This is a genomic window from Neotamlana sedimentorum (genome assembly GCF_000943565.1).
Classification (GTDB): Bacteria; Bacteroidota; Bacteroidia; order Flavobacteriales; family Flavobacteriaceae; genus Neotamlana; species Neotamlana sedimentorum.
Map to the genome: position 1 here is coordinate 13,917 of NZ_JTDW01000007.1, position 12,658 is coordinate 26,574.

Genomic DNA, 12,658 nt, shown 5'->3' on the forward strand with positions numbered 1-12,658 from the left:
TGAATTAACTTCTAAACTTTGGTATGATTTTTTCTTATGGTTAAAAAGAATAAATCAATTAAAATCTCTCGCAAAAGTAACATTTAAAGTCGATTTTAGAAATGTTCATTATGTGTTAATTATTAATTTAGAGAGAGTCTAAATAAAATATAATCCGCAATTTAATTTATAACGTATACATTTGTATAAACCTATCTAGTAATGAAAGTATTAAACTCAAAAGCCATTTTATTCACTGTTAGCATCTTAGCTTTTAGTAACAGTAATTTATTCGCTCAAGATGGTACAGTTACCATAAATGAAGACCCAAAAATTAAAGAACTATTAGCATTAAAAAAAGAAATTAACAGTAATGAAACCGATTCGGAACGCTATAAAATACAGGTGTATTCTGGAAACCGAAATGGTGCGCAAACCGCGCAAAAGGAATTTAGTGAGGTTTACAGGTCTTGGCATCCAACATTACAATTTGAAGCACCTAATTTTAAGGTTTGGGCTGGAAATTTTAGAACAAGATTGGAAGCCGACCGCGCTTTAAAATCGATTAAAAAAACCTTTCCTAGTGCTTTTATTTTTAAACCGAAGAAAAGTTAAAATTACGCATAACCGTTTATCGAAAATTATAAAGCAATCGAGATTTTATCAAGATTGCTTTTTTTTGGTTTAAGTTCTAACGACACCTTATGTTGCTCTTACTTTTTATACATACGTGATTTTTATTTAATATTGTTAAATACCAGAAACTAATTCCATGATTATGACACATCCCTTACTCCCCTCTTTTTAGAGGGGAAACTACCATGGTTATTAATTAGGCATTAATATCGGGTTATATGTCATTAGTATTGTATATGGCCATGTAAAACATAACAAATTATTTTATTTGCTATTTTAAAACCACCCTTCTCACATTTAATAACGCGCCTTTAATTAATTCTTGATTTGGATGTATTTGAAATTTCAATAAGGCTGTTTAAAACTCATTTGAAGGTTAGGAAAAACCTAAAAGTATAAACTTTATTTCTAAAATTTACACACCCCTAACTCCCCTCTTGTTAGAGGGTACACTCTTGCTCTTTAATAGTGAAAAGCATTTTTTAAAACTTACATACAAAAAAAGGCCGGAATATGCTTCCGACCTTTGTAAAACCAAAATAATTGGTTTTTTATTTTTATACAAACTGTGAAAAGATTACAATTTCTTTTTAACTTCAACTTCGTGGAAAGCTTCAATAATGTCGCCTTCTTTAATATCGTTGTAACCTTTAATTTGCATACCACAATCATAACCTTTTGACACCTCTTTCACATCATCTTTAAAACGTTTCAAAGAAGCTAATTCTCCTGTATAAACAACTACACCATCACGTATTAAACGTACACCAGAGCTTCTAAGTATTTTACCATTTGTAACCATACAACCTGCAATACTACCAATTTTAGACACTTTGAAAATTTCTCTAATTTCTGCCGTACCTGTAACTTCTTCCTTAAGTTCTGGAGAAAGCATACCTTCCATAGCATCTTTAAGATCGTTTATAGCATCATAAATAATGGAGTATGTTCTGATATCAATTTCTTCCTTATCTGCAATACTTCTTGCATTTCCAACAGGACGCACATTAAATCCGATAATAATAGCATCTGAAGCTGTTGCAAGCAAAACATCACTTTCTGTAATTGCACCTACTCCTTTATGTATAATATTTACATGTATTTCTTCGGTAGATAATTTTTGGAAAGAATCTGTTAATGCTTCAACAGAACCATCCACATCACCTTTAAGTATGATATTAAGCTCCTGGAAATCTCCTAATGCAATACGACGTCCAATTTCATCAAGTGTAATATGGCGTTGTGTTCTAACCGATTGCTCACGTTGTAACTGCGCACGTTTAGTTGCAATTTGCTTCGCTTCACGTTCGTCTTCAAATACATTAAACTTATCACCTGCTTGTGGCGCGCCATCTAAACCAAGTATAGAAACTGGAGTTGATGGACCTGCTTCTGCAACATCGTGTCCGCGTTCATCATGCATAGCTTTTACTTTACCGCTATGTTGACCAGCCAACACATAATCTCCTATTCGTAAAGTACCGGCTTGTACTAATATAGTAGATACATAACCACGACCTTTATCTAAATATGCTTCAACAACAGTACCTGTAGCAGCTTTATTCGGATTTGCTTTTAGCTCCAATAGTTCGGCTTCAAGTAATACTTTTTCAAGTAGTTCGTTAACACCTGTACCAAATTTAGCCGAAATATCATGTGATTGAATTTTACCTCCCCAATCTTCAACTAATAAGTTCATATTAGCTAAGCCTTCTTTAATTTTATCTGGATTAGCATCAGGCTTATCAATTTTATTAATTGCAAAAACAATTGGTACTCCTGCAGCTTGAGCATGAGAAATAGCCTCTTTTGTTTGTGGCATAATATCATCATCTGCAGCAGCAACAATAATAGCAATATCTGTTACTTGAGCACCACGTGCACGCATTGCTGTAAAGGCCTCGTGACCAGGTGTATCAAGGAATGCTATTTTTTGTCCGCTTTCTAACTGAACACCATAAGCACCGATATGCTGTGTGATTCCACCAGATTCGCCTGCAATTACATTTTCTTCACGAATGTAATCTAAAAGTGATGTTTTACCATGATCGACATGACCCATTACAGTTACAATTGGCGCACGCGATTTTAAATCTTCTGGTTTATCTTCAACCTCTTCGATTGCTTCTTCGATATCGGCAGTTACAAATTCTACTTTATAACCAAACTCTTCTGCAACTATAGATAAGGTTTCAGCATCTAAACGTTGGTTCATAGTAACCATCATTCCTAACGACATACATGCCGAAATAATTTGAGTTACCCCAACATCCATCATGGTTGCTACCTCACTAGCTGTAACAAACTCTGTAACTTTAAGTATTTTACTTTCTGCTGCTTCTGCTTGTAATTCTCTTTCGGTTTGATCTCTGTGTTGATCACGTTTATCTCTACGATATTTTGCACCACGACCTTTATTAGATTTCCCTTGGAGTTTTTCAAGCGTTTCGCGTACTTGTTTTTTAACATCTTCTTCGCTAGGCTCTTCTTTAACCACAGTTCTGCCTCTTCCTTTACCTTTAAAGCGATCGTTTCTGTTATTATTATTTCCGCCTCTATTATCGTTTGGCGTACCGCCACCAGTTTTACTAATTCTGCGGCGTTTTCTTTTATTTTGAGCTCCGGCACCATCTTTGGCATCGGTTTTCTTATCGTCTTTTTTCTTCTTTGGCTTATTAAATTGCGATAAATCAATTTTATCTCCTGCAATTTTAGGACCCGTAAGTTTTTGGTACTGCGTTTTTACACGGCCTCCTGAAACAGCAATATCTGTTTTAGGCGCTTCTGCTTTTGGAGCTTCGGCTTCTTTAGGCTTTGCAGGTGCTTCAGCTTTAACCTCTGGTTTAACTTCTTTTGCAACCTCAACTTTAGGAGTTTCTGGTGCTTTTTTAGCGGTTTCCTCTGGTTTTGGCGCTTCTGGTTCAGGTTTTTTATCAACCTTTTTAGGCTCTAAATCTATTTTACCAACTTGCTTTGGTCCAGTAAGCGTTTTTGCTGCTTTAACAACCTCATTCTTTTGCGCTTCTTGACGCGCTTTTTCTTGAGCTTCGCGGGCTTCATCTTGGGCTTTTTGCTTAGCTTCGAGTTCTTTTTCACGTTTAATACGTAAATCTTCCTTCTCTTTTAGCTTTGCTTCACTTACTTCTTGCGACTTTACTTTTTTGCTAGCGTCGGTCTCAAACTCATCGGAAAGAATCTTATATGTTTCTTCCGAAATTTTTGTAGTGGGACGCTTCTCAATATCGACACCTTTGGAATCTAAAAACTCCACAGCACGATCTAGAGAAATGTTAAGTTCGCGTAATACTTTATTTAATCTTATTGTTTCAGCCATAAATTGCCTTTAAAATACTCAAATATATATGTTATTCTTCGAATTCTTCTCTTAAAATTCTAATAACGTCGATAATAGTTTCTTCTTCTAAATCTGTTCGCTTCACTAAATCGTTTACCTCTTGCTCTAAAATGCTTTTTGCGGTATCTAATCCAGCTTTACTAAACTCTTCAATAATCCATCCTTCAATTTCATCTGAAAACTCGGATAATTCTACGTCTTCTTCAGCACCTTCTCTAAACACATCAATTTCGAAACCAGTTAATTGACCAGCCAAACGGATGTTATGTCCACCACGACCAATAGCTTTACTTACTTCTTCTGGCTTTAAAATTACCTCGGCACGTTTGTTATCTTCATCTAATTTAATAGATGTTACACGTGCAGGACTTAAAGCTCTGGTAATAAATAATTGTAGGTTATTGGTGTAATTAATTACATCGATATTTTCGTTTCCTAACTCACGAACAATACCATGAATACGTGACCCTTTCATACCAACACAAGCTCCTACAGGATCGATTCTATCATCATAAGAATCTACTGCTACTTTTGCTTTTTCTCCTGGAATTCTTACCACATTTTTAATTGTAATTAAACCATCGAAAACTTCTGGTATTTCTTGCTCGAACAATTTCTCCAAAAATAACGGCGATGTTCTAGACATAATAATTGCTGGTTTTGCACCTTTAAGCTCTACAGCTTCAATTACACCTCTTACGTTATCTCCTTTTCTAAAGAAATCTGATGGAATTTGTTTATCTTTTGGAAGTACAATTTCGTTACCTTCATCGTCTAACAAAATTACTGCTCTGTGACGAATGTGGTGTACTTCTGCTGTATAAATTTCTCCTATTAAATCTTTAAATTGCTTATAGATAATAGTGTTATCGTGTTCGTGAATTTTAGAAATTAAGTTTTGACGTAATGCTAAAATAGCACGACGACCTAAATCGATTAACTTTACTTCTTCAGACACATCTTCACCAACTTCAAAATCTGGTTCAATTTTACGAGCTTCGGTTAATGATATTTCTTGATTTTCGTCTTCAACTTCACCATCGGCTACCACAATTCTGTTTCTCCAAATTTCTAAATCGCCTTTATCTGGGTTTACAATGATATCGAAATTATCATCGTCTCCATATTTCTTTTTAAGGGCGCTTCTAAACACGTCCTCTAAAATTGCCATTAACGTAACTCTGTCAATTAGCTTATCATCTTTAAATTCTGAAAAAGATTCTATTAACGCGACATTCTCCATAACTCAATTAAAATTTTATCATAACTTTTGCTTCTTTAATATCTTGATAAGGAATTTTTGCTTCCTTTTTTACTGTCACTTTACCTTTACCTACTGGTTTTGGCTCACGCACTTTCCAGTTTAGGCTTATTTCGGTATCGTTAGCTTCGGTAAGTTCGCCTTCAATTTCGGTTGAAGCCGTTTTTACTTTTAGCGTTCGGCCTAAATTTTTTTTATACTGGCGGTTATGCACTAACGGTGCTGTGGCACCTGCCGACATAACTTCGAGCGAAAAATCTTCTTCTTCGCGATCTAAATTATGCTCAATGGCTCTGCTTACAAAAATACAATCTTCTACTAAAACACCGTTATCTCCATCGATAATCACTTTTATATGATTTTCGGTATTTATAGTAAAATCAATTAAAAATAAATCGGTACGTTCTAACAACGCGCCTTCTAGTAGTTCTAAAGCTTTTGTTCGCAACATTTTTTAGTATAAAAAGAGGGGACTTTCCGTCCCCTCATTTAGTTTTTTCGCCTTTCAACGCTGCAAATATATAATATTTTATTGATTTTTAAAGCATCTAGACAAAATATGTTATGTGCTAAAGTTTTACAAAACGCTTAACCCCGTAGTTTTTGGTTTTAATAATATATACTCCAGAAGTTAATTGCTCTACATTTAAAACCGATTTTCCATTAAATGCTTGCACTTCTTGCCCATTTAAATTATAAATAGATCCAGACAATGTTTTATTAAAGTTTAAAGCTGAATTAACCACCGGATTTGGATACATTTTAAACTTATTCTTAGCTACAACTTCGCTTACACTTAAAGCCGCTTCATCTATTTGAATAATTGCTAACGAACCACTAACCTCATACCCTACTAAAAGTAAATTTTTAGAGTTAGGGCTTTTAGCTGCTGGAATAAACTTAATGATTTCTGGAGCTACATCGCCCGAAGTTCTGTTGTATTTGTAATAAGTTATAAATTCAACATTTTTAGGATCGGTAACATCGAACATTAAAATAGAACTTTGTCTTTCTAAACCAACAAAAGCATACGTTTTACCATCGATTGTGCCTAATGCGATAGCTTCTGGCTCACCTCCTTTATCGTCTGAGCGACCATCAAATTCTTCTTCATCTTCGTTAAATAATGACGCTTCTTCTGTTGCTATGGTTTGCCCGAATTGGTCACCGCTATCGAAAACTATATTTCCATACTGATCGAAAATTGAAAAAGAACGTGCACCATACGAATATATTTGCTCGTAAGTACCATCGTTGTTATAATCACCATCGGCATAAGTCATTTTTAACCTTCCTAAATTTTCATCTTCTTGAAGCGTTGCAGCATCTGGATAATAACCAGCAGCAGTGTTTAAAGTTAAATCTTTTACACGGTCTTCTTCCGAATACCCATCGTAATCTCTAGAATCGCCTTCGTTTGCCGTTACGATATAATTTGTACCAGCAACGTTATAAGACGCAATAGCATCGGGCATGTAAATTCCTAAAGTTGGATGCGCTTTAATATCGATTTTTCCATCTTCGTTTGAAGCATCGAAACCGTAATCGTTAGCGAAAGAAATAATACCTAAAACACTGCTATCTGTAATTCCAGCTCCAGCTAAACCAAAATCGTTATCATTAATAACAGCAATTTCATTATTTGGTAATAACGCAATACCTTCTGGTTTATCTGAAGATTTATAACCAATTGAAGGTAAATTCACTACTTTATTTTTATGAGACACTAAAATACCTTCGGCTAAAATCTCATCGGCACTCATTTCTTCCAATTCTTTTGATCCAGAAAGCGCATAGTTTAAAACGTTTGTAGCGTAATTAATATCGATTTCGAAAACATATTTTTTACCGTACTCAGCATCTGGACCTTCGGAATCTCTTTCAAGAACCAAAAATTTACCGTTACCTGTGTAAACGGCATCACCAATTTTATCGACTCTAGAAGCTGCGTAACCGGCATCTTTATTTCTTTCTAAAAGGTAAACATATTCTGAAACTGGTTCTCCGGTATTGGCGTTAATACCTAAAATTCGAATTACATCAGAATTATTTCTAACCGCATTCGAAGGATTTTCGATAGGCGATTGAATAAAGGCATAAATAATATGATTTGCCTCGTCGTAAGCAATGGCTTCAAAACCACGATTAGCACGACGTAGCGAATACACGTCTGGCAATGTTTCGGCACCGTAAGTTCCTACAGCTTGTGGCGAATCTCCAAGTAACGATGTTCCCGAAGGCACGTAACGCTCTACTAAAGTTCCGTTAGCCTGAAATTTATAAATGGCTGGTCTGTACTCGTCGCACATCCAGAAATATCCGTCTTTATCAATTAAAATACCTTCAAAATCTCCACCGTATTCGTCGTAAGGCAAAGCATGATACTCTTCGGTATCTGCACCTATATAATCGGCATTTGCATAGGCAGTTGCAGCATCGGTATACGTTACAGGAACCTCATCGAATCCTGGTATATTTCCTTTACCAGTAATTGGTGTTGTCCCGTCTTTTCTGGTTAATAAAATTTGGTTATCTAAAGTGATATCTCCAGTCGTTTTATTTATAGTGAATTTGGCAATTCTACCTTGATAATTTGGCAATTTAAACGGACGTAAATTTTGAGACGTAGCCGGCGTTACAGAAGCTCCACTTGTTGTAGCATCGTTAGGACCTCTATCTGGTATGGCATAAAACACGTAATCTGTTGCTGTTGAATTTGCTTCATCGAAAAACAATCCGGAAAAACCACCTAACATTACCGTAGGCTGTCCTCCATCGTAAACTGGAGTTCCTAAAGCAGGCCAGTTTTCTTCTAATTCGTTTACCACATAACTTTTTACTGTTGGAGTACCAAGCATGTGATTTTTATATCCTAACGGAAGAATATCTAAAATAGCATTTGTTGTTAAGTCAATTACCACAAGCGCATTGTTTTCTTGACAACTCACGTAGGCTTTTGTGCCATCTTCTAATACGGTGATATATTCTGGCTCTAAATCTTGAGAAACCGAAGCGGCACCATCATTTCCAAAAATACGAATGCCTTTATTTCTTAAAGACTCTTTTTTGTCGTCATAACTATTAAAACTAATTGTAGTTGCAGAGGCAGACATAACACCCGAACTTAAATCGATTACCGTTATAGACCCTTCTGGATCGGTTACATAATCGTCTGACGGCTCTCCTTCGTTCGCGACAATTACTTTTGTTCCATCGGGAGTAAAGGTTAACATATCTGGTAAAGCACCAGCAGTTATTTGGTTTTGGTAGGTTCCGTTTAAATCGAAAAACACAACTTTACCGTTATTTTGCTTTACAGCATCTTCAACAGCTAAGGCGACAACACTTCCATAAATAGCGATTGAGTTTGGTCCTGCTCCGTAAGGTGATAAATCGACCGTTTTAACTAAAACTGGTGACGATGGTGTACTAATATCTACAATAGTAAATGAGTTTGTAGACGAATTTGTAAAAAATGCTTGCTGATTTGTAGCATCGTGAGCAACAGTTTCGGCAGACCCTTCGGTATTTGTAGCGTAACTTGCTAAATGCTGAAGCGGGTTTTGACTAAAACATGTTGTGGATATAGCTAGAATAACTCCAGCTAAAAGAGTAGTTTTTTTCATTTGTTTAAAAGTTGGATTAATTACCCGTAAAATAAACTAAATCAAAACTTTAACAGATTAAACCTACATTAGCATAATGTTAATTAAACCATAACAAATAAGATGAATTAAGATGAGAGATTAACTAAGTGTTACCAATTAATTAAAAAACAAAAAACCTTAACTATTTTAATAGTTAAGGTTTAATTTCTGTTGGCCCACTAGGGCTCGAACCTAGACTCTTTGGTACCAAAAACCAACGTGTTGCCAGTTACACCATAGGCCATTCGTGTATTGAGGGTGCAAATTTAAAACAAAGTTTTATTTTCGCAAGCTTTTTTTTAAAAAATAATAGTTAAAACTTAACGTTTACTTAAAAATATTTGCTGTAACGTATTTATTGTTAAATTCGCCAAAGCAATTAAACACATAAAAATGGCACAATTCAACTTTAAAAAATGGAACACAATTTTAGGCTGGTTCTCTTTTTTAATCGCTTTAATAACATACAGTTTAACCGTTGAACCTACGGTAAGTTTTTGGGATGCTGGCGAGTATATTTTAACATCCTCGAAACTTCAGGTTGGCCACCCGCCAGGAGCACCACTTTTTCAAATGATGGGTGCTTTTTTCTCAATATTTACTTTTGGTAATAACGAACTTGTAGGTTGGATGATGAATATGATGAGTGCCGTATCGAGTGCATTCACCATTCTTTTTATGTTTTGGACCATTACTTTATTGCTAAAAAAACTAGTTGGAGCCAACACCGAAATTACCCAACCTAAAGCCATCGCAATTTTAGGAAGCGGTTTGGTAGGTAGTTTAGCTTTTACTTTTACCGATTCGTTTTGGTTTAACGCTGTTGAAACCGAAGTTTACGCTATGGCAACTCTAATTATGTCGGCGTTATTTTGGCTAGGGCTCCGCTGGGAACAAGACATGGATAACCCTCGTGGCAATCGTTGGTTAGTTTTAATTGCTTTTATTATTGGATTATCGTTTGGTGTGCATTTTATGGGACTACTAACCATTCCTGCTATCGGGCTTATTTATTACTTTAAAAATTACAAAACCGTTACTATAAAAAACTTTATTATTGCCAATGTAGCTTCTGTTGCTGTTTTATTATTCATTTTTAAACTCTTAGCGCCAAATATTCTTAAAATATTCTCTGCTTCAGAAATATTTTTTGTTAACAGTATAGGCTTACCATTCAACTCAGGATCTATAATTGCATTAATTGTTTTAATAGCTCTTATAAACTATGGGTTGCGTTTTACCAGAAAAAAAGGCTATATACACTTAAACACTGGTATTCTATGTATCACTTTTGTTATTATAGGTTTTTCAACTTGGCTTATGTTACCTATTCGTGCTAATGCCAATGTTGTTATTAATGAAAACAATCCATCAAGCGCCAGAGAACTTTTAGCATATTACAATCTAGAACAATACCCAGAAACTCATTTGTTTTACGGACCTCAATTTACAGATCAATATGCTTATTTAGATGATAACAACCCGTATATAGATGATAAACCTAAATACGAAAAAGATGAAGAAAAGGGTAAATATGTTATTGTAAACGATTACAAAAACGACAAACAAAATTACAACTCGAAGCATGCATCTATACTCCCACGTATGTGGAGCCCGGAACATGCCGAAAATTACATGATGTTTTCTGGATTTTTAAATTTTAAAGTAAAACCTGGATTGCAAAACGATTATTATAGATCAGCTATAAATGCTGGTTTTCCTGAAGACCAAGCCAATGCTTACGCCTTAAACCAAATTACACAATATAAATCGCAAATTTCGGAGTTTAAAAATCAAGTTGCTCAAGGAAATGTTGATTATGAAGACTACAACAACTTTTTAAAAAGCGAAAAAAATAATATTGAAATTGAAAAACCATCTTTAGCTAGTAATATCGCTTATTTATTCGAATATCAATTAGGTTATATGTATTGGCGTTATTTTATGTGGAACTTCTCTGGAAGGCAAGATGATATTCAAGGCAAATACGATAACCACGGTAACTGGATTACTGGAATTAAATTTATTGATGAATGGCACTTAGGCTACTCGCAAGACAATTTACCGAGCGATGTAAAAAATAATAAAGCCAGAAACACCTATTATTTACTACCTTTAATTTTAGGTTTAATTGGGTTTTTCTTCCTGTTTAACAAAGACAGAAAACAATTTTGGGTAATGCTTGTGTTTTTCCTATTTACAGGAATTGCTATTCAAGTATACACCAATGTTCGCCCATTCGAGCCTAGAGAACGTGATTACTCGGTAGTTGGTTCATTTTATGTATTTGCTCTATGGATTGGTTTTGGAGTTTATGCCATTTTTGATGCTTTAAAAGCTAAAGTAAACTCAAAATTACTAGCCCCAGCCATTAGTGTGGCATGTTTGGTTTTAGTACCAACCATTATGGCAGCAAACAACTGGGACGACCATGACAGATCGGAGAAATATACCGCCAATGCCATGGCTAAAATGTACCTAGATTCTTGTGCAGAAAATGCCATATTATTTACCATTGGCGATAACGATACGTTTGCCCTTTGGTATGCTCAAGAAATTGAAGGTTACCGTACCGATGTGCGTGTTGTAAATACAAGCTTATTCCAAACCGATTGGTATATAGACCAAATGAAAAGAAAGGCTTACGAAAGCGACCCAATACCATCGCAACTAGAACATAAAAACTACCAATACGGCACCAACGATTATATTGTAATTGAAAATGTGATTAAGGATACTTTAGACATTAATAAATTTTTAGACTTCGTACAAAGCGACAACCCGCGAACAAAATATAAATACGTTTTAGAGCAAAAAGGATATGATGTTACAGACATAAGAAGTCAAGATCTTACAGCTACTTACATGCCAACACCACATTTACGCATTCCTGTTAATAAAATAAATGCTTTAAAATCTGGTATTGTAAAAGCAAAAGATGCCGAAGCTATTGTACCTTATATTGATATTGAGGTAACAGGCGGTGCTCTTTACAAAAACCGTTTGCTTATGTTAGACATTGTTGCCAATAACGAATGGAACCGCCCTATTTATTTCACAGGAGGAAGTTTTGGTGACGACGATTATCTATGGATGAAAGACTACCTTCAACTAGATGGTATGTGCTACAAATTAGTACCTATTAAAACTGAAGTTGATAGAAATAACCCTTTCGACATGGGACGTGTTGATGCCGATTTAATGTACGAAAAAGTAAAAAAATGGGATTGGGGTAACAGCGGAAGCCCAGACATTTATCACGACCCAGAAACACGTAAAAACTCCATTACCTATCGCGGTAATTTAGCTCGTTTGGTAGAGCAACTTATTAACGAAAACAAACTCAAAAAGGCAGAAGAAATAGCGGATATTGCTATGGAAAACATGCCCGTTAATTATTTTGGTTATTATACCTTATTAGAGCCCTACATTAGCGCCTATTACGAGGTTGGAAACCAGGAAAAAGCTAGAAATTTATACAAACAAGTTGCCTTAAAATATCAAGAAAACTTAAACTATTATAGTGGTTTAAAAATTGACATGCAAGAGCGTTTGTTTGAAGAGATTTATACCGATATACAACGCTACAAATCTTTATTAGATGTATTAGTTGCAAACGATTTGGAGTTTGCCGAAAAAGAAGGCGAAGTTTTTAACAACCATTTAAGAGCATTTAAATATTTTTATGGTGATGAAGACATCTCTGAAGACGAAATACAAACCGAATTAGATTTGCCTTTAGACTCAACGAATAGCCTGCCTATAGATACAACAAACTAA

At 35.1% G+C, this 12,658-nt stretch carries 6 protein-coding genes and 1 tRNA gene; 2 read left to right on the plus strand and 5 right to left on the minus strand.

The genetic code is table 11. The features are described 5' to 3' along the window. Positions 1 to 201 precede the first annotated feature (201 nt). Positions 202 to 594, plus strand: a complete 393-nt coding sequence (locus PW52_RS10645; RefSeq protein ID WP_044632940.1) for an SPOR domain-containing protein — start codon at positions 202 to 204, stop codon at positions 592 to 594. Between the two features lie 598 nt (positions 595 to 1,192). On the opposite strand, the gene infB is transcribed toward PW52_RS10645, so the two are convergent. The 5 genes from infB to PW52_RS10670 all read right to left on the minus strand — a co-directional run bounded on the left by infB (position 1,193) and on the right by PW52_RS10670 (position 9,122). Continuing rightward, complete coding sequence (infB, locus tag PW52_RS10650; RefSeq protein WP_044632941.1) at positions 1,193 to 3,949, minus strand: translation initiation factor IF-2; 2,757 nt, start codon at positions 3,947 to 3,949, stop codon at positions 1,193 to 1,195. 31 nt (positions 3,950 to 3,980) lie between these two features. Next, positions 3,981 to 5,213: a transcription termination factor NusA gene (nusA, locus tag PW52_RS10655; protein WP_044632942.1), complete on the minus strand. Its 1,233-nt coding sequence runs from the start codon at positions 5,211 to 5,213 to the stop codon at positions 3,981 to 3,983. 7 nt (positions 5,214 to 5,220) lie between these two features. Further along, entirely contained in the window at positions 5,221 to 5,682 is a 462-nt protein-coding gene (gene rimP, locus PW52_RS10660) for a ribosome assembly cofactor RimP (RefSeq protein WP_044632943.1), read from the minus strand. 118 nt (positions 5,683 to 5,800) lie between these two features. After that, positions 5,801 to 8,857, minus strand: coding sequence for a choice-of-anchor I domain-containing protein (locus PW52_RS10665; RefSeq protein WP_052823458.1), 3,057 nt, complete (start codon positions 8,855 to 8,857; stop codon positions 5,801 to 5,803). A gap of 192 nt (positions 8,858 to 9,049) precedes the next feature. After that, positions 9,050 to 9,122 (minus strand) — tRNA-Gln (locus tag PW52_RS10670). A gap of 149 nt (positions 9,123 to 9,271) precedes the next feature. On the opposite strand from PW52_RS10670, the gene PW52_RS10675 reads away from it, so the two are divergent. Then, positions 9,272 to 12,658 (plus strand): glycosyltransferase family 117 protein, encoded by a 3,387-nt coding sequence (locus PW52_RS10675; protein WP_044632944.1) that lies wholly within the window; start codon positions 9,272 to 9,274, stop codon positions 12,656 to 12,658.

What these genes read in the sequence shown, in the direction of transcription:
- PW52_RS10645 (WP_044632940.1), top strand. Translation starts at nt 202, where the DNA reads ATGAAAGTATTAAACTCAAAAGCCATTTTATTCACTGTTAGCATCTTA.
- infB (WP_044632941.1), bottom strand. Translation starts at nt 3,949, where the DNA reads ATGGCTGAAACAATAAGATTAAATAAAGTATTACGCGAACTTAACATT.
- nusA (WP_044632942.1), bottom strand. Translation starts at nt 5,213, where the DNA reads ATGGAGAATGTCGCGTTAATAGAATCTTTTTCAGAATTTAAAGATGAT.
- rimP (WP_044632943.1), bottom strand. Translation starts at nt 5,682, where the DNA reads ATGTTGCGAACAAAAGCTTTAGAACTACTAGAAGGCGCGTTGTTAGAA.
- PW52_RS10665 (WP_052823458.1), bottom strand. Translation starts at nt 8,857, where the DNA reads ATGAAAAAAACTACTCTTTTAGCTGGAGTTATTCTAGCTATATCCACA.
- PW52_RS10675 (WP_044632944.1), top strand. Translation starts at nt 9,272, where the DNA reads ATGGCACAATTCAACTTTAAAAAATGGAACACAATTTTAGGCTGGTTC.